The following is an 18,069-nucleotide window of genomic DNA, read 5'->3' on the forward strand; positions in this document are numbered from 1 at the left end:
CGTGTCCCCGACCACCGCCCGCATCACCGCGGTAGACACCCACGACATCCGCTTCCCCACCTCGCGCGAGCTCGACGGCTCCGACGCGATGAACCCGGACCCCGACTACTCGGCGGCCTACGTCGTGCTGCGCACCGACGCGGCCGACGGGCACGAGGGGCACGGCTTCACCTTCACCATCGGGCGGGGCAACGAGGTCCAGGTCGCCGCGATCCAGGCGCTGCGCGGACATGTGATCGGCCGGCCCGTCGACGAACTGTGCGCGGACCCGGGGACGTTGAACCGCGACCTCATCGGCGACAGCCAACTGCGCTGGCTCGGGCCCGAGAAGGGCGTGATGCACATGGCGATCGGCGCGGTCGTCAACGCCGTGTGGGACCTGGCCGCCAAGCGCGCCGAGAAGCCGCTGTGGCAGCTGCTCGCCGACGGGGACCCCGAGTGGCTGGTACGGCAGATCGACTTCCGGTACCTCACGGACGCGCTGACCCCCGAGGAGGCGCTGGAGATCCTGCGCCGGGGCCGGGAAGGGGCGGCCCGGAGAAGCGAGACCCTTATCGCGACGGGCTACCCCGCCTACACCACCTCCGCCGGCTGGCTCGGCTACGACGACGAGAAGCTCACCCGGCTCGCCGCCGAGGCCGTCGCCGACGGCTTCAAGCAGATCAAGCTGAAGGTCGGCGCGGACCTGGCGGACGACGTACGGCGCTGCCGGGTCGCCCGCCAGGTCGTCGGCCCCGACATCCGCATGGCGATCGACGCCAACCAGCGCTGGGACGTGGCCGAGGCGATCCGCTGGACCCGGGCGCTCGCGGAGTTCGACCCGTACTGGATCGAGGAGCCCACCAGCCCCGACGACATCCTCGGCCACGCGGCCGTCCGCAAGGCGGTCGCCCCGGTCAAGGTCGCCACGGGCGAGCACGTCCAGAACCGGGTGGTCTTCAAGCAGCTGCTCCAGGCCGGGGCCGTCGACATCGTCCAGATCGACGCGGCCCGCGTCGGCGGCGTCAACGAGAACCTCGCCGTCCTCCTGCTCGCCGCCAAGTTCGGCGTACCGGTCTGCCCGCACGCGGGCGGGGTCGGCCTGTGCGAACTCGTCCAGCACCTCTCGATGTTCGACTACGTCGCCGTCACCGGCACCACCGAGAACCGGGTCATCGAGTACGTCGACCATCTGCACGACCACTTCCTGGATCCCGTGGTGATCCGGGAAGGCCACTACACGGCACCCACCGTGCCCGGCTTCTCGGCCGCCATGCGCCCGGAGTCCATCGCGCGGTACAGGTTCCCGGACGGGGCCTTCTGGGCAGAAGACCTCGCCGACGACACACGGAAGAAGGGGCAGGCGGCATGAGCGACTTCGAGGGCCTGAGGGCTCTGGTGACCGGAGGGGCCTCCGGCATCGGGCGGGCCACGGCCGAACTCCTGGCCGCGCGCGGCGCCCAGGTCGCCGTCCTCGACCTGGATCCGTCCTCGGTCGACAAGCCGCTGCTGGCCTACCGCGCGGACATCACCGACGACGCCTCGGTGCGGGCGGCCGTCGCGGCGGCCGCCGCCGACCTCGGCGGACTCGACGTCCTGGTCAACAACGCGGGCATCGGCGCCCAGGGCACCGTGGCCGACAACGACGACGAGGAATGGCACCGCGTCTACGACGTCAACGTCGTCGGCCTGGTCCGGGTGACCCGGGCCGCCCTGCCCCATCTGCGCGAGTCCGCGCACGCGGCGATCGTGAACACCTCCTCGATCGCGGCCACCGCGGGCCTGCCGCAGCGGGCGCTGTACAGCGCGACCAAGGGGGCGGTGCAGTCGCTGACCCTCGCGATGGCCGCCGACCACGTCCGCGAGGGCATCCGCGTGAACTGCGTCAACCCCGGCACGGTGGACACCCCGTGGATCGGCCGGCTCCTCGCCAAGGCCGCCGACCCGGCCGCCGAACGGGCGGCGCTGGAGGCCCGCCAGCCCACCGGCCGGCTCGTCTCGGCGGACGAGGTCGCGGGCGCCGTCGCCTACCTGGCGAGCCCCCTCTCCGGCGCCACCACCGGCACCTCCCTCGCCGTCGACGGCGGCATGCAGGGCCTGCGCCTGAGGCCGGTGGGCCAGTGACCACGCTCGGCAACAGCGATGTCCCCGTCAGCGGACTGGCCTTCGGCGGAGCGGCCATCGGCAACCTCTTCACCGCGGTGAGCGACGAACAGGCCCACCAGGCGGTCACCGCCGCCTGGGAGCGCGGCATCCGCTACTTCGACACCGCCCCGCACTACGGTCTGGGCCTGTCGGAACAGCGGCTGGGCGAGGCCCTGAAGGCGTATCCGCGCGCGGAGTTCACCGTCTCCACCAAGGTGGGCCGCCGCCTGGAGCCCGCCACGGCGGGCGGCGACGACCTCGCCAACGGCTTCGCCGTCCCCGCCACCCGGCACCGCGTCTGGGACTTCAGCGAGGACGGCGTACGACGCACTCTGGAGGCCAGTCTCGAACGGCTCGGCCTCGACCGCGTGGACGTCGTCTACCTCCACGACCCCGACGAGCACGCCGAGGAGGCCTTCCGCGAGGGCTACCCGGCCCTGGAGAAGCTCCGGTCCGAAGGGGTGATCGGGGCGATCGGCGCCGGGATGAACCAGACGGAGATGCTCACCCGCTTCGTCCGCGAGACCGACGTGGACGTGGTGCTGTGCGCCGGCCGCTACACCCTGCTCGACCAGAGCGCGCTCAGCGAACTGCTGCCCGCCGCCGTCGAGCGGGGCGTGTCCGTGGTCGTCGGCGGTGCCTTCAACTCCGGTCTGCTGGCCGATCCGCAGCCGGGAGCGACGTACAACTACGCCCAGGCGCCCGGTGAGTTGCTGGAGCGGGCGCTGCGCATGAAGGAGGTCGCGGACCGCCACGGGATCACCCTGCGGGCCGCAGCCCTCGCCTACTGCGCCGCCCACCCGGCCGTCGCGAGCGTCCTGGTGGGCGCCCGCTCGGCGGCCGAGGTCCACGACTGCGCCGAGCAGTTCGCGGTGCCGGTGCCCGACGCCTTCTGGCAGGAGCTGCGGGAGACGGGACTGCTGGAGGAGCACGCATGAGAATCGCCCTGCACACCAAGGTCCGCGCCGACCGGATCGACGACTACGAGGCGGCCCACCGCGAGGTGCCCGTCGAGCTCACCGACGCCATCCGGGCCGCCGGTGCCTCCTCCTGGACGATCTGGCGCAGCGGCACCGACCTCTTCCACGTCCTGGAGTGCGAGGACTACGGCCGCCTCCTCGCCGAACTGGAGAAGCTCCCGGTGAACGTCACCTGGCAGGCCCGGATGGCCGAACTCCTCGACGTGGTGCACGACTACTCCGACGAGGGCGCGGGCGCCGGTCTGCCCGTGGTGTGGGAGCTGCCGTGACGGTCGTGGACGCCCACCACCATGTGTGGGACCTGGCGGTGCGGGACCAGGACTGGATCGCCGCGGACAGCCCGCTGCGCCGGACCTTCACCATCGAGGACCTCACCGCCGAGGCCCGGGCGGCCGGAGTCGAGCGCACGGTCCTCGTCCAGACGGTCACCGTGCCCGAGGAGACCCCGGAGTTCCTCGCCCTCGCGGCCGGGCACGAGCTGGTCGCGGGTGTCGTCGGCTGGACCGACCTCACCCGCCCCGACATCGCCGACGAACTCGCCCGCCTGCGTGAACTGCCGGGCGGCTCCTGGCTCAAGGGCATCCGCCACCAGGTCCAGGGCGAACCGGACCCCGGGTGGCTGCTGCGCCCCGATGTGCGCCGGGGCCTCGCGGCCGTGGCCGACGCCGGCCTCGTGTACGACCTGGTGGTCCTCCCGCACCAACTGCCCGCCTGCGTCAAGGCGGCCGAGTCCCTGCCCCGGCTCACCTTCGTCCTGGACCACGCGGGCAAGCCCCCCATCGCCTCCGGCGCCCTGGAACCCTGGGCCACCGACGTCCGCGCCCTCGCCGCCCTCCCCAACACCGTCTGCAAGCTCTCCGGCCTGGTCACCGAGGCGGACATCGCGCACTGGACCGTCGACGACCTGCGCCCCTACGCCGACACGGTCCTGGACGCTTTCGGCCCGGACCGCGTGATGTACGGTTCGGACTGGCCGGTGTGCACCCTTGGCGCGAGCTACGGTGAAGTCCTGGACGCGGCAAGACAGTTGACTGGCGCTCAGGACAGCGGCCAGATCTTCGGGGGGACGGCCGTGCGCGTCTACGACCTCTGAACCGTCCCCGCCAGCCGCGTCGGCGGCAGGAACTCGCGCACATACGTCCGCTCCCAGCACGCCCCCGTCTCCCGCAGCTCCCGCCACGTCGTGTACCGGTACCGGAACAGGCGGGCGCGGACGAAGCGGGGCGGGGCGTCCGCCGGGAACGGGGAGCGGCGCAGCAGCCTCAGGGTGGCGGGGTCGTTCTCCAGGAGCCGTTCGACCAGCGTGCCGAACCACGACTCGGCGTAGGCGGGGGAGAGCGCCGCGAACCACATCATCCAGTCCAGGCGCAGATGGTAGGGCGCGAACTGACGCGGCCAGCGGCGCGGATCGCCGGGCTTGCCCTTGAACTCGTACTCCAGCCACCGCGAGTCCCGGCGCGGTACGTCGTCCGCCGTGCCCTCGACGATCACCTCGTAGCGGATCCGGCTGACGCTGCCGAACGCGCCGTAGGTGTTGACCAGATGGAGCGGGTCGAAGGAGCGGTTCATGACCTGGCGCCGGGAGAGCATGTTGCGGACCGGGTGGTAGCTCAGGGCGAGCAGGAGCGTGGCGACGGCGAGGACCACGACCTCGTACCAGAGCGGTGTGCCGGGCAGCTTCGGTGCCTCGCCCGGGAGTTCCAGCGCCGGCACCGCCAGCACGATCGTGATCCAGTTCAGCCAGGCGAAGTTGCCCGAGAGGATCAGCCACAGCTGGGTCACGATCATCAGCGAGGCGGCGGCCGTGGCGATCGGCTGCGGGGTGAACAGGAGGAAGGGCACGACGAGTTGCGTGACGTGGTTCGCGGCCACCTCCACCCGGTGCAGGGGGCGGGGGAGATGGTGGAAGTACCAGCTCAACGGCCCCGGCATCGGCTGGGTCTCATGGTGGTGGTCCAGGCAGGTGAGCTTGCGCCAGCAGGCGTCGCCGCGCATCTTGATGAGCCCGGCGCCGAACTCGACCCGGAACAGGATCCAGCGCAGCAGGAACAACACCACGACCGGCGGGGCGACTTCGTCGTTGCCGAGGAACACCGCGAGGAAGCCGACCTCCAGCAGCAACGACTCCCAGCCGAAGCCGTACCAGGTCTGGCCCACGTTGACGATCGAGAGGTACAGCAGCCACGGGACCAGCCAGAGCAGCATCCCGGCCCACAGGGGCAACGCCGAGTCGACTCCCGCGGCCAGCGCGAGCGCCACGGCGCAGCCCGTCCACGCGCAGCCCGCGAAGAACCGGTCCGAGTAGTGCAGTTGGAACAGGCTCGGCGCCCGCCGGAAGGGCACCCGGGCGACGAAACGCCGGACCGGCAGCATCCCGCGCTCCCCGATCAGCGCCCTGAACTGGAGGGCGGCCACGAGGAACGCGACGAAGTACAGCCCGGCCAGAGCCCGCTGGAAGACCAGCCGGCTCAGCCAGTAGTCGGGTGCGGTGAACCAGTCCACGGCGTGCGCTCCTGCCTCCATTGTCGCGCCGGCCCCCCTGTGTGACTCTCCGTGTACCTCCCTTGCGCTTGCGTAACCCGAGTGAGTGAAGCAGACAATAGTGACGAACTGCCTGGGACGGACGGGAGAACGTGGTGCGGAGACCCACCGGAACCCTCGTCACCGTGTGCGCGCTCGTGGCGGCCCTCCTCGTGACCGGGTTCGGCCGCGACGGGGACCGGAGCGCGGCCGAACCGCCCGGCGAACTCCTCCTCCAGCCGGCGGCGGCCCGGGGACCCGACCCCTTCACCCGCTCCGCGGTCATCCCCACGGCGACCGCCCCGGCCACCGTCTCCGCCGTCACCCGAACGCCGCAGCGGGACGCGACCACCCCACGGTCCGTCTCCGGCGGGACGCCCGGCCTCTACGGCGGCACCGCGGGAGCCGGCAGCTGCGACGTCGAACGGCAGCTCGCCGACCTGACCGCGGACCGGCGGAAGGTGAACGCGTTTGCGCAGGTCGCGAGCGTCTCCCCGGCCTCGGTCCCACGCCATCTGCGCGGACTCGCCCCGGTCGTCCTGCGTGCCGACACCCGGGTCACCGACCACGGGTACCGAGCCGGCCGGGCGAGCGGTTTCCAGGCCGTCCTCCAGCCGGGCACCGCCGTCCTCGTCGACACCCGGGGCGTCCCGCGCGTCCGCTGCGCCGGCGGCAACCCCCTGACCCCGCCGCGAGCGCCCCGGGACGGGGGGAGCGTGGACGGGCGGCCGTGGCCCGGGTACCGGCCCGAGCGGGTGATCGTGATCGCCCCGGCCGAGCGGCCCGTCACCGACATCACGATCCTCGACAGCGTCCACGGCGCGTGGATCGAACGCCGGATCGACCATGACTGCCGGTACGACCATGTCGTACCGCTGCCGCTGCCGGAACCGTCACCGCCCGTGGCCGTCCCCGGGGAGCATCCGAGCGACAGTGCGTCCCCCGGCCTTTCCGTCGGCGCCGACCCGCCGGGGCCCGCGCGTGAGTGCCACGAAGACGCCTGCCTGCCGATCAGCTCAGTCCCGTGGGCCACCCCCATGCCGACACCCACGACCCACCCCCGCACTCCCGCGGCCCCGCCGCCGGGCACGACCACCCCCGAGGACCCCGGGACCGGGATCGGCCCCGAGGCCGTCCCGGACACCCCCGATCTCCCCGACGGCGGCGGGCTGATCCCGGACGACCCCGACGACCCCGACAGCCCGGCCACCCGCACCGGCGCCGTCCTCGACAGCCCCACCCACCACTTCGGTGTCTGACGGTTCCCGCGAGCCCCGCCCCCCGGTCGAAGAATCGGGCGATTCCTGGCAAGGTGGGCCCATGGTTGATCGGGGTGCGAGCGCCCTGTCACTCCCGGACGACTGGCCCGCCCACCCGGACCCGATCCTGGCGCTCAACCGCATGGGCAGCTTCGACTGGGACCTCGACAGTGGTCTGTTCCACATGGACGCCCAGGCCCACGAGGTCTTCGACCTGCGCCCCGACGAGTACGACGACAACCCCGTGACCCTCGCCGTGCGGGTGCCCACGGCCGAGGCCCTCCGCCTGGACGCGCTGGTCGCCCAGGCGATCAAGGACGGCAGCGAGAACTACGGCACCTACTTCCGCATCCGCTGCCGCGACGGCAGCCTGCGCTGGACCCACACCCAGGGCTACATCCGCCGCGACCCGACCGGCCGGCCGCGCCGGATCGTCGGCATCCTCCGGGACGCCACCCAGGAGATGAGCGAGCTGGAGGCCCGCCGCGAGCAGGCCGCCCAGGACGAGGCCCGGCGCCGACAGACCAACGTCGTCCAGCTCACCACCGCCGCCCTCGCCCACGCCCGGACCGTCCAGGACGTCATCGACGTCCTCAAGGACACCCACGGCGTCACCCACCTCGGCGCCACCAGCCTGGTCATGGGCCTGGTCGAGGCGGGCCGGATCCGGCTGATCGCCGAGGGCCCCGCGGGCAGCTTCGTGCCCGGCACCGACATCACCCGGATCGACGAGCCGTACCCGATGAGCGAGGCCGTGCGCACGCTCACCCCCCGGTTCATCGAGTCGCCGGAGGAGTTCGCGGAGCGCTACCCGATCCTGTGGCCGCACATCACCGGCCTCAACATCACCTCCGCCGCCTACCTCCCGCTCATCGCCGAGGCCCGCCCCATCGGCGCCATGGGCCTCCTCTACAGCGACCGCTACGGCTTCACCCCCGAGGACCGCAACGTCCTCATCGCCCTCGGCAGCAGCATCGCCCAGAGCCTCCAGCGGGCCATGCTCTACGAGCAGGAGAAGGACCTCGCCACCGGCCTTCAGCAGGCCATGCTGCCGCGCACCATCCCCAGCGTCCCCGGCACCGACGTCGCCGTCCGCTACCGGGCCGCGTCCGCCGAGAGCTCGCTGGGCCGGGACATCGGCGGCGACTGGTACGACCTGATCCCGCTGCCGGGCGGTCGGGTCGGCGCCGTCATCGGGGACGTCCAGGGCCACGACACACATGCGGCGGCGGTCATGGGCCAGCTGCGGATCGTTCTGAGGGCCTACGCCGCCGAGGGCCACACCCCGGCCACCGTGATGGCCCGCGCCTCCGTCTTCCTCCACGAACTCGACACCGACCGCTTCGCGACCTGCCTGTACGCCGAGGCGGACCTGGCCACCGGGGTCGTCCAGGTGGTCCGCGCGGGCCACATCGATCCGCTGGTCCGGCAGGCCGAGGGGAGCTGCCGCCGGGTGACCGTGGACGGGGGGCTGCCGCTCGGGCTGTCCGCCGAGTTCGGGCAGCTCGCCTACCCCGTCGCCACCCTTGAACTCGACCCCGGGGACACTCTGCTGCTGTGCACCGACGGGTTGGTCGAGACGCCCGGCGCCGACCTCGACGACGGTATGCAGACCCTCACCGGCCTCATCTCCATGGGCCCCGCCGACGTGTGGGAGCTCGCCGACAAGCTCATCGAGGTGGCCGAGGAACGCGGCGGCGACGACGACGTGGCGCTGCTCCTGCTGCGCCGCCGCGGCCTGGACGCCCCGAAGTCCGGCGGCCGCCTCCAGCAGCACGTGGCGTCCGGGGACCCCGAGGCCCTCACACAGGCCCGGCACATGATCCGGGCCGCGGTCGCCGCCTGGGGGGCGCGGGAGCGCTCCGACGAGATCGAGCTGGCCGCCGACGAGCTGATCACCAATGCCCTGATGCACACCGAGGGCTCCGCCGTCGTCACGTTGCGGGTCCTGACCGGCACCGACCGGCGGATGCGCGTCGAGGTCGAGGACTCCTCCAGCGCCCTGCCCCGGCGCCGCGACGCGGGTGAGGCGGGCGTCTCCGGCCGGGGGCTGCTCCTGGTCGACCTGCTCAGCGACGTCTGGGGCGTGGAGGCGCGCGGCGGCGGCAAGTGCGTGTGGTGCGAGTTCGTCGTACCGGAGCGGACCTGACCACAGCCGTCACCGGTGGCACTCTGGACGTATGCCGGAACTCCCCGAGGTCGAAGCGCTGAAGGACTTCCTCACCGACAACCTGGTCGGCCACGAGATCGTGCGCGTCCTGCCGGTGGCCATCAGCGTTCTCAAGACGTACGACCCTCCGCTCACCGCCGTCGAGGGCCGCGAGGTCGTCGCCGTGCACCGGCACGGCAAGTTCCTGGACCTGGAGACGGAGGGCGGCCCGCACTTCGTCACCCATCTGGCCCGGGCGGGCTGGCTGCACTGGAAGGACCAGCTCCCGAGCGGCATGCCACGCCCCGGGAAGGGGCCCCTCGCCCTGCGCGCGGCCCTGGAGACCGGCGCGGGCTTCGACCTGACGGAGGCCGGCACCCAGAAGCGGCTCGCGGTGTACGTCGTGGCCGACCCGCAGGAGGTCCCCGGCATCGCCCGGCTGGGCCCCGACCCCCTCGCCGACGACTTCGACGAGGCCCGCCTCGCGGCACTGCTCACCGGCGAACGGCGGCAGATCAAGGGCGCCTTGCGCGACCAGAGCCTGATCGCGGGTGTCGGCAACGCGTACAGCGACGAGATCCTGCACGCCGCGAGGATGTCCCCGTTCAAGCCCACCTCGACCCTCACACCCGAGGAGACCGGCAGGCTCTACGAGGCGCTGCGCGCCACCCTCACCGAAGCGGTCGAGCGCTCCCGGGGTGTCGCGGCGGGCCGTCTGAAGGCGGAGAAGAAGTCGGGCCTGCGGGTCCACGGCCGCACCGGCGAGCCCTGTCCCGTGTGCGGCGACACCATCCGCGAGGTGTCCTTCAGCGACTCCTCGCTCCAGTACTGCCCCACCTGCCAGACCGGCGGCAAGCCGCTCGCGGACCGCAGGCTGTCCCGGCTGCTGAAGTGACCTGAACTCACTCCGGGCCGGCGTCAGCTGGGGTCGAGGGTCACCAGATGCTCGCCGCCCGAGGTGCGGACCTCGTAGTGGTCGATCTGGTCGGCGTGGAAGGTGGAACTGCCCATCATGGTGTTGTCCTCGCCGGCGTGCCCGGTGGCGTTCCAGCCGGTGACGGTCTCCTCGGCGCCGTCACGGCCGATCGCGACGAGGTGACAGGCGCGGGGGCCGGACTCGTCCTTGACCTTGAGCTCGACCGCGGTGCCCCAGTCCTCGTCCTCGGTGACGACCTGGGCCCACACGCCGGACTTGGCGTCGGTGGCCTCGACACTGCTGGTGCGCGCGGTGTCTCCGCCGGCGGCCGCCAGGGCGAGCGTGGGACCGCCCACCGCCAGGACCACCGAGGCGGCCACGGCGTACAGCAGCCGCCTGCGACGCGCCCGGTGCCGGGCGGCGACCTCGCCGAGGAGGCGGTTGAGCAGCTGGGGGCCCGGCTGCGCCATCGGGTGCACGACCCGGGGCGTCGCCCGGCGGTAGAGCATCATCTGGCGGGTGACAGGACCGAACTCGGTCACGTGTGCCGCGCACTTGGGGCACTCCATGAGGTGGTCCTCGAAGCGGAAGGCCTCCGCCTCGTCCAGCACGCCGAGCGCGTACGCGCCGACGTCGCGATGCCTCTCCAAGGACCTCATGCGGAAACCTCGTGCCGTTGAGTGTGGGTGGGGTTACTCCTTGCTCCCACCGGTACGCACCAGCCCGCCGAATCACTCAAGTCATGCACCGAATCGTGACCAAGGGATTCGGAGCGCTCGGCCCCGCGGATTGGTCCGGATCGAAAAGAATCCGGAAGACCTGAGGAGAAGACCTAGAAGAGATGGATGGCGAGGTGGCCGAGCGGCAGGCCCAACTGCCACGCCGGCGTCCACACCTTGGGACCCTCGTCCTCGCCGATGCCCGCCCCGCCGCCCGGCACGGCGTTCAGATCGGGGGCGAGCAGCTCCGTCTCCTCCAGCCAGCGCCAGGCCGCCGCCGCCAGTTCGAGGTCCGGCACCGGCTCGCCGGAGGCCACCGCCTCGGCGGTCAGGGTGGCCATCCGCTCGCAGACCCAGTCCTGCCACGGCTGGTCGTACGCCGTCAGCGACAGCCAGTTCTCCAACTGGGAGACCACCTGGATGCCGGAGAGCTCGCCCTCGGTGTCGGCGAGGAAGACGGTCAGCGCCAGCGCGTCCCGCCCGGCCCGGAACTCGAAGGACGTCGGCGGCATCAGATCGCCGGAACGCAGCAGCTCGTCGGCGATGTACTCGGCGTAGAACCAGGCCATGGGAACGATGAGTTCGCCGCCGCCGGTGCCGTCCGTGCCCTTGTGACCTCTGTGCAGCATCCCTTCCTGCCTTCCTCCGGTGCGTGCGCGTCGCCCGTCGCCGGGTCCCCAGTCCGGAACACGGATGAGGACAGCCGATTACTCAACCGGGGTCCTCAGCAAGGCGCTTTACGGAGGTTTGACTTTCCCATTGGTTTCACCGCAGGTCGGCCGCGTATCCCGGAAGCACCCGGCGCAGGGCGCGCAGTGCGTAGTACGCGCGGGACTTCACCGTACCGGGCGGGATTCCGAGGATTTCGGCGGCTTCCGCCACACTCGCCCCCTGGAAGTACACCAACACCAGGACTTCACGGTGCTCCGGAGTGAGTGTCTTCACAGCCTCGCGTACGTCGAGGGCGGCGGCCGCCCGCTCGGCGTGATCGGCGCACACCCGCGCGTTCTCCAGGACCGCGTCGCCGACCTCGGCCGGACGCGCCTGCCGGGCCCGCCGCGCGTCGATCGCCAGCCGCCGTCCCACGGTCATGAGCCAGGGCCGTACGGAGTCGAAGTCGTCGGCGCGCAACGCCTCGGGATGCTGCCAGGCGCGCACGAGGGTCTCCTGCACGAGGTCCTCGGCCCGTTGCCGGTCGCCGTCACTGAGCCGGAGCAGGAGCGCGAAGAGGGGCCGGCCGTGCTCCCGCTGCAGTGCGGCGAGCTCGTGCTCGGCGGTCGTCCCGTTCGTGAGGGTGGTTCCGGCCGTCATGGCCGTATGGCACCCCAGCGGGCGGTCGGGGGACAGGCCACGCACAAGGATCTGCGGCGGACGGTCGATCGCGTCGACGAACGGTTCGGTGAACGGTCGCTTCCGCGTTCCTTCCGCTCCGGACGGGTCAACAAGGTCGTCAGGCCGTTTGCCGACACAGCCAAGTTCATACCCATTCGTCAGTAAATATGACCTGAATGGGGTGAGCTGATGATTGCACGCAGACGGCAGGTTGCCCTGGCCCTCACGGCCCTTCTGGCCGGAGGAGCGGCCTGCCAGGCACACGACCACGAGTCGCCCGGGCGTCCGGCCCCGGCCGGCGCCGCCGCGCGCGGCTTCACGCTCGTCGCCTCCGGCGACGTCCTGCCGCACAGCTCGATCATCGACCGGGCCCGCTTCGACGCGGGCGGGAGCGGCTACGACTTCCGCCCGATGCTGGCCGGGATCCGATCCGTCGTCTCCCGCGCCGATCTGGCGCTGTGTCACATGGAGACCGTCTACGGCGCGAACGGGGACTACACCGGCTACCCAACCTTCAAGTCCCCGCCCGAGGTGGCCCGGGCGCTCGCCGTCACCGGCTACGACGGCTGCTCCACCGCCTCCAACCACAGCCTCGACGACGGCGCCGAGGGCATCCGCCGCACCCTCGACGCCCTGGACCGCGCGGGTGTACGGCACGCCGGATCGGCCCGCGACGCGGCGGAGGCGCGCACGGTCACCGTCCTGCGCGCGGGCTCGGCGAAGGTCGCCCACCTCGCCTACACCTACGACACCAACGGCTTCCCGCTGCCCCAGGGACAGCCCTGGGCGGTCAACCTGATGGACGAGAACAAGATCCTCGCGGACGCCCGGGCGGCCCGGAAGGCGGGCGCCGACGTGGTCGTCGTATCGCTGCACTGGGGCACCGAATGGCAGGAAGCGCCCGACGAGCAGCAGAAGGCCCTGGCCCACGACCTCACCGCGGCCCGCACCGGCCGGCGCCCCGACGTCGACCTGATCCTCGGCACCCACGCCCATGTCCCGCAGGCGTACGAGAAGGTCAACGGCACCTGGGTGATCTACGGCATGGGCGATCAGATCGCCGGCGAGATGTTCAACCACGAGGGCGTCCAGGACCCGCGCGGCAACCAGTCCACCCTCGGGCGCTTCACCTTCGCCCCGCCCGCCCGGCCCGGTGAGCGCTGGCGGGTCGTCAAGGCGGAGTTCGTGCCGCAGATGTTCGACGTGGACGCGGGGCGGGTGGTGAACCTGAACCGGGCGATCGCGCAGGGCGCCGACCTGGACGGCGTGCGCGACCGCATCCGGGAGGTCGTGCTGAGCCGGGGCGCGGGAAAGGCGGGGCTCACGATGGGGCAGTAGTCACTCGACGTCCACGTGGTCGAAGGTGCGCAGCATCTCCTTCAGGACGCGCGCGCACGCCTTGAGTTCGGCGTCCGTCAGCTCACCGCCGACCTGACGGTTCAGGGCGTGCTCGCGCGCGAGGATCGCGTCGATGACGGCCTCGCCGTCGGCCGTGATGCGGATCAGCGAGGACCGCTGGTGCGCGGGGTTCGGGGTGACCTCGGCCCAGCCCGCGGCCACCGCGTCGTTGACCATGCGCTGCACGAACTGCCGGGTCAGCGCCATGAGCCGGGCCATCTGAGGCACCGTCATGGCGCCGTACCTGCGCAGCAGCACCAGGACGGAACGCACGCCGACCGAGACCCCCTCGATCTGCTGGCCCTGTTCGAGTTTGCGCAGGCCGCGTCGGTAGAGCGCGCCGACGAGGTCGAACACCTCGCTGACCCGGTGGCCGAGATCGTCGGGGGACAGGGGTTCCTCGATGTCGTTCACCCGCTCATCATGCACCGCTCCATCATGACAACCGGGTTGTCAAAGTTCTCCGAAGATGACACCTTGGTTGTCATGACAGTTGCTTCGGAGCTGAGCTTCTTCGCGTCCGCCGACGGGGACATCGCCTACCGCGACACCGGAACCGGGGACCCCGTGGTCCTCCTGCACGCCGGTTACGTCGACCACCGCCTCTTCGAGGCCCAGATCCCGGCCCTCGCCGCCGGTCACCGCGTCATCGCGGTCGACGTCCGCGGGCACGGCTGGACCGCCAACGCGACCGAGCCCTTCCGCTGGGCCGACGACCTCGCCTGTCTGCTGCGGCACCTGGACGCGGGCCCCGCGGTCCTGGTCGGCGTCTCGATGGGCGGGGCCGTCGCCGGGGACACCGCGATGGAGTATCCGGAACTGGTCCGGGCGATCGTGCTGAGCGGGGCCTCGGTCAGCGACTTCCAGTACACCCACGAGACCACCAGGAAGGTCGTCGCCGAGTCCCGGCGGACCCTGCACTCCGGCGACATCGAGGGCTGGCTGAAGGTGTTCCTCGATTCCTCCGCCGGCCCCTTCCGGCCGGCCGAGGAACTGGACCCGCGCATCCTGGACCACCTGCGCGAGATGGCTCTGCACACCATCGCCAAGCACACGCCCGGCGAACGGGACTGGCATGTGCCGATGGCGGACACCTGGGCGCGGGTCCCGAAGATCGACGTCCCGGTGCTCACCGTCAACGGCACGCTCGACTCACCGGACCTGCTCGCCGACGCCGAACGCTACGCCGACACCGTGCCGGACGGCCGCTCGGTGCTGGTGGAGGGCACCGCGCACTTCCCCAACCTGGAGCGGCCGCAGGAGTTCAACGCGATCCTGCTGGACTTCCTGCGCGGGCTCTGACGCCGACAGGGGGTCCGCGAGGTGCTGCGCCGGCTGGGGGTACCCCCGGACCCGGAATCCCCGGACCCGGCACCCCCGGGCCCCCGTTGCTCGCGCCGATGAGGCCGTCTACGCCGATTGCGGTCAGCCGCCGCAGCCCGAGCGGCCGTCCCGGTCCGGTGCCCGCGCCGGGTTCCGTCTCCTCGACGCGTTCATCCGGTGTGCAGCGGAGAATCCGCTCGCCCGTCCTGAACCGGCCCCCGCACCTGGCCTCTTCGCGTTCGGAGAGCGGCTGACGGCGGACCATGAGGGTCCCGGGACGGCCGGGACGGAAGACGCCGCGCCGATACGTGGCGGGGGCATGGGAACCGGGTGGACTGAACGGCTGTTCAGCAGGATGGGGCCGGAGTAGTTTGCCGCTCAATCGCAGCGCAGGGGTCACGGAGCGTCCGACATGACCAGTGAGCCACAGAGCCCTCTTCAGACTTTCCGGCTGCCGGCCACGGTGCTCGGCACGGACTCGGACCGCGCCCTGGGGCGGGCCCTGATCGCCGCCTGGCAGTCCGACGGCATCTTCCAGATCAGCGCCACCCGTACGCAACAGGAGGCCACGGAAAGGGCGTTGGACGCCTCCCGGGCCTTCTGCGCCAGACCGCTGAAGGAGAAAGCCGCCCGCGTCTCCGACCTCAGCTACAGCGGCTATGTGGCCTCAGGGGAGGAGGAGACGGCGGGGGAGCGGGACGGCTCGGAGATCTTCACGGTGTGCCCCGACATCCCCGCCGACGACCCCCGCGTCATCGGCGGTTGGCCCTGCCACGGCCCGGCACCCTGGCCCTCACCCGACTACGCCCGCGCCATGAAGGACTACATGACGGCCGTCGGCGAGCTGGGCCACCGCCTGCTCCGGCTCACGGCTCTCGGTCTCGGCCTGGACGACCCGGACCACTTCACCCGGCTCACCGCGGACGGCTGGCACCACATGCGGGTCCTGCGCTTCCCGCCCGCCGACGCCGGCTCCGAACGCGGTATCGGCGCCCACACCGACTACGGCCTGCTCGTCATCGCCGCCCAGGACGACGTCGGCGGCCTCTACGTCCGGCCGCCCGTCCCGGGTGAGGAACGCGGCCGCAACTGGCTGCCCGGCGAGTCCATGGCGGGCCGTCACGAACACGAGGAGCCGTGGACCTACGTCACCCCGGTCCCGGCCGTCCTCACCGTCTTCCCCGGCGACATCATGCAGTTCATGACCGGCGGCGCCCTGCTGTCGACCCCGCACAAGGTCCGCCTGGCCGACCGTGAGCGCTACACCCTCGCCTATTTCCACGAACCGGCCTTCAACGCGGTGGCCCGCCCGCTCGACACCGCGGACCCGAGCGAGTACATCCACTACGGCACCCACTTCACCCGGATGTTCATGCGCTGCTACCCGGAACGCGTGACCACGGCCCGCATCGAGGCGGAGGGCCGCCTGAAGCTGCTGGACCGACTCCGCGAGGAGGCGCTCGCCTGAGGCGGCACCACGTGGCATCGGGCGTCCGACGCTTGGCACGTGGCTCGTGATCCCCGGCACCCGGCATCGAGCACGTGGTCCCCGGCATCGAGCTTCGGGTCCTGGCGCCGCTGTGTGCGCGGCTTCGGGCCCCGGCCCCGCCGTGCGCCCAGCACCTGGCTTCGGGCCGCGGCCCGCTGTGCGCCCAGCACCCGGCATCGGGCGTCCGGCGCCTGGCACGTGGTTCTCGGTATCGGGCTTCGGGTCGTGGCTCCGCTGTGTGCGCGGCCTCGGGCTTCGGGTCCCGCCGTGCGCCCGGCACCTGGCTTCGGTCGCGGCCCCGCTGTGCGCCAGCACCCGGCATCGAGCCCCGCCCCCCCCCCGCGCGCCCGGCTACGGCACCACCGTCACCGGCCACCGCCCCGCCTTCACCAGCCGCACCGCCACGGAACCGACGATCCGGTGCCCCGCCTGCTCCGAGGCGCCGACCACCACCGCGTCGGCCTTGAGTTCGTCCGCCGCCTTCGTCAACCCGCTGTAGGGGTCGCCGCGGAAGGTGTGGAACTCCCAGCGCACATCGAATATCCCCTTGTTCTGCTCGGTCGCGAGCCGGATCTGGGCGACCAGGTCCTCGGCGATCTCGTCCGTGGCCTCGGCCACCGGAGCGCCGAGCGCGGCCCCCGACGCCATCACCGGCTGGACGTACACCACGGCGAGCAGCGCGTGCTGTCGCCGGGCCAGGCCTCCGGCGTACGCGGCGGCACGGAGCGAGGAGTCGGAGCCGTCGACACCGACGACGATCACCTTGGGCCCGTCCGTGCCCCGCTCGAACTGATGCGAATGCTGTTCCGTCACGGCTGCGAGGCTATCGGAAGCCGCAGGTCCGGACGGCATACGGGACCCGACTGAACGGCTGCGCACACGTGGCGGAAACGGGGCACCCGTAGGGCGGGCGCGACCGGGCCGGCACCGAGGCCCGTCGCCGCCCTCGTTTCACCCGGCCTCGACGGAGGGGACGAGGCCGGGGCCGATACCCCTTCCCCGGCCGTGCCCTGATGTGCCGTCATGCCCGACGGGAGCCTCCCCACTGGGCCGGGCGGGTGTTTTCGTGCCGCCGCACCGGTGTTGCTGAGGTGCGTCGGAGCTCCACCGGGCGACTGATGAGTCATGACGAAGGATCAGTTGCTCACACGGCTGTCGTCGCAGGCGGCCGCGGTGCTCACCCGGCGCCGGGCCCTGCTGGCCGGCGCCGCCGCGCTCGGGGCCGCGGGCACCGCGGGTGTCTTCGCGGCGGTCACCGGCGAGGAGCCGGTCAAGCCGGCCGCCCTCCCCGCCGCCGGCCCCCCGGCCGCGGCCCGTCCGCTCCAGCCCTCGGCCTACCGCCTCCAGCCCCTGACCGGTTACGGCCCGCCGCAGGCCGCCCACCGCAGGACGCTCCTGCGCCACGAGCCGATGCTGAGGGTGTCCGGACGCGGCCGGACCATGGTCCTGACCTTCGACGACGGACCCGACCCCCGCTACACCCCGCACATCCTGGACACCCTCGCCGAGTACGACGTCCGCGCGATGTTCTTCGTGTGCGGGGAGATGGCGGTCGAGCACCAGGACCTGCTGGCCCGGATGGCCGACGAGGGACACGTGGTCGGCAACCACACCTGGTCGCACCCGCTGCTCACCCGGCTCACCCGCTCCCGCATCCGCTCGGAGATGGAGCGCACCTGCGACGTCATCGAGGAGGGCTACGGGGAGCGCCCCGAGTGGTTCCGCGCTCCCTACGGCGCCTGGAACCGCGCCGCCTTCCAGATCGGCGCCGACCTCGGCATGGACCCCCTCGCCTGGACGGTCGACACCCTCGACTGGACCACCCCGGGCACCCGCAGCATCGTCGGCCGGGTGGAGAAG

At 72.1% G+C, this 18,069-nt stretch carries 18 protein-coding genes; 12 read left to right on the forward strand and 6 right to left on the reverse strand.

The genetic code is table 11. The features are described from left to right. Position 1: 1 nt before the first annotated feature. The 5 genes from ACFULQ_RS00975 to ACFULQ_RS00995 are packed head-to-tail and all read left to right on the forward strand — an operon-like array spanning position 2 to position 4,197. Positions 2 to 1,351, forward strand: coding sequence for an L-fuconate dehydratase (locus tag ACFULQ_RS00975; protein WP_383536274.1), 1,350 nt, complete (start codon positions 2 to 4; stop codon positions 1,349 to 1,351). Then, positions 1,348 to 2,103 (forward strand): SDR family NAD(P)-dependent oxidoreductase, encoded by a 756-nt coding sequence (locus ACFULQ_RS00980; RefSeq protein WP_383536276.1) that lies wholly within the window; start codon positions 1,348 to 1,350, stop codon positions 2,101 to 2,103. Before ACFULQ_RS00975 ends, ACFULQ_RS00980 begins: the two co-directional genes overlap by 4 nt. Continuing rightward, positions 2,100 to 3,062 (forward strand): aldo/keto reductase, encoded by a 963-nt coding sequence (locus ACFULQ_RS00985; RefSeq protein WP_383536278.1) that lies wholly within the window; start codon positions 2,100 to 2,102, stop codon positions 3,060 to 3,062. The genes ACFULQ_RS00980 and ACFULQ_RS00985 overlap by 4 nt, the downstream gene beginning before the upstream one ends. Then, entirely contained in the window at positions 3,059 to 3,373 is a 315-nt protein-coding gene (locus ACFULQ_RS00990) for an L-rhamnose mutarotase (RefSeq protein ID WP_383536280.1), read from the forward strand. Before ACFULQ_RS00985 ends, ACFULQ_RS00990 begins: the two co-directional genes overlap by 4 nt. Continuing rightward, positions 3,370 to 4,197, forward strand: coding sequence for an amidohydrolase family protein (locus ACFULQ_RS00995; RefSeq protein WP_383536282.1), 828 nt, complete (start codon positions 3,370 to 3,372; stop codon positions 4,195 to 4,197). Before ACFULQ_RS00990 ends, ACFULQ_RS00995 begins: the two co-directional genes overlap by 4 nt. Here the strand turns inward: ACFULQ_RS00995 and ACFULQ_RS01000 are convergent. After that, on the reverse strand, positions 4,185 to 5,606 hold the full coding sequence (locus ACFULQ_RS01000; RefSeq protein ID WP_383536284.1) for a lipase maturation factor family protein: 1,422 nt from the start codon (positions 5,604 to 5,606) through the stop codon (positions 4,185 to 4,187). The genes ACFULQ_RS00995 and ACFULQ_RS01000 overlap by 13 nt on opposite strands. Positions 5,607 to 5,740: 134 nt before the next feature. On the opposite strand from ACFULQ_RS01000, the gene ACFULQ_RS01005 reads away from it, so the two are divergent. The 3 genes from ACFULQ_RS01005 to ACFULQ_RS01015 all read left to right on the forward strand — a co-directional run bounded on the left by ACFULQ_RS01005 (position 5,741) and on the right by ACFULQ_RS01015 (position 9,927). Further along, entirely contained in the window at positions 5,741 to 6,883 is a 1,143-nt protein-coding gene (locus ACFULQ_RS01005; RefSeq protein ID WP_383536286.1) for a DUF6777 domain-containing protein, read from the forward strand. Between the two features lie 61 nt (positions 6,884 to 6,944). Then, positions 6,945 to 9,032, forward strand: a complete 2,088-nt coding sequence (locus tag ACFULQ_RS01010; protein ID WP_383536288.1) for a SpoIIE family protein phosphatase — start codon at positions 6,945 to 6,947, stop codon at positions 9,030 to 9,032. Positions 9,033 to 9,063: 31 nt separating this feature from the next. Next, a complete protein-coding gene (locus ACFULQ_RS01015; protein ID WP_383536290.1) occupies positions 9,064 to 9,927 on the forward strand; it encodes an Fpg/Nei family DNA glycosylase in 864 nt (287 codons plus the stop codon). Positions 9,928 to 9,950: 23 nt separating this feature from the next. Here the strand turns inward: ACFULQ_RS01015 and ACFULQ_RS01020 are convergent, their stop codons facing one another. The 3 genes from ACFULQ_RS01020 to ACFULQ_RS01030 form a co-directional block, all read right to left on the reverse strand. Next, positions 9,951 to 10,607, reverse strand: coding sequence for a zf-HC2 domain-containing protein (locus tag ACFULQ_RS01020; RefSeq protein ID WP_383536292.1), 657 nt, complete (start codon positions 10,605 to 10,607; stop codon positions 9,951 to 9,953). A gap of 173 nt (positions 10,608 to 10,780) precedes the next feature. Next, a complete protein-coding gene (locus ACFULQ_RS01025) occupies positions 10,781 to 11,296 on the reverse strand; it encodes a hypothetical protein (RefSeq protein ID WP_383536294.1) in 516 nt (171 codons plus the stop codon). Between the two features lie 136 nt (positions 11,297 to 11,432). Beyond that, positions 11,433 to 11,978 carry a sigma-70 family RNA polymerase sigma factor gene (locus ACFULQ_RS01030; RefSeq protein WP_030327027.1) on the reverse strand — a complete coding sequence of 182 codons (546 nt, stop codon included), beginning with the start codon at positions 11,976 to 11,978 and terminating at the stop codon, positions 11,433 to 11,435. Between the two features lie 210 nt (positions 11,979 to 12,188). Between ACFULQ_RS01030 and ACFULQ_RS01035 the strand changes: the two genes are divergently transcribed. Beyond that, entirely contained in the window at positions 12,189 to 13,337 is a 1,149-nt protein-coding gene (locus ACFULQ_RS01035; RefSeq protein ID WP_383536296.1) for a CapA family protein, read from the forward strand. Here ACFULQ_RS01035 and ACFULQ_RS01040 read toward each other — a convergent pair whose 3' ends face one another. Continuing rightward, complete coding sequence (locus tag ACFULQ_RS01040; RefSeq protein ID WP_383536298.1) at positions 13,338 to 13,811, reverse strand: MarR family winged helix-turn-helix transcriptional regulator; 474 nt, start codon at positions 13,809 to 13,811, stop codon at positions 13,338 to 13,340. A gap of 72 nt (positions 13,812 to 13,883) precedes the next feature. Here ACFULQ_RS01040 and ACFULQ_RS01045 point away from each other — a divergent pair, with 72 nt between their 5' ends. Next, positions 13,884 to 14,699, forward strand: a complete 816-nt coding sequence (locus tag ACFULQ_RS01045) for an alpha/beta fold hydrolase (protein WP_383536300.1) — start codon at positions 13,884 to 13,886, stop codon at positions 14,697 to 14,699. A gap of 433 nt (positions 14,700 to 15,132) precedes the next feature. Further along, positions 15,133 to 16,188 carry an isopenicillin N synthase family dioxygenase gene (locus ACFULQ_RS01050; protein WP_383536302.1) on the forward strand — a complete coding sequence of 352 codons (1,056 nt, stop codon included), beginning with the start codon at positions 15,133 to 15,135 and terminating at the stop codon, positions 16,186 to 16,188. A gap of 372 nt (positions 16,189 to 16,560) precedes the next feature. Here ACFULQ_RS01050 and ACFULQ_RS01055 read toward each other — a convergent pair whose 3' ends face one another. Beyond that, on the reverse strand, positions 16,561 to 17,022 hold the full coding sequence (locus ACFULQ_RS01055) for a universal stress protein (RefSeq protein ID WP_383536304.1): 462 nt from the start codon (positions 17,020 to 17,022) through the stop codon (positions 16,561 to 16,563). A gap of 312 nt (positions 17,023 to 17,334) precedes the next feature. On the opposite strand from ACFULQ_RS01055, the gene ACFULQ_RS01060 reads away from it, so the two are divergent. Then, positions 17,335 to 18,069: polysaccharide deacetylase family protein (locus ACFULQ_RS01060; protein ID WP_383536306.1), on the forward strand; the 735-nt coding region annotated here is incomplete at its 3' end.

It is taken from the genome of Streptomyces sp. NPDC057253 (assembly GCF_042669125.1).
Lineage (GTDB): Bacteria > Actinomycetota > Actinomycetes > Streptomycetales > Streptomycetaceae > Streptomyces.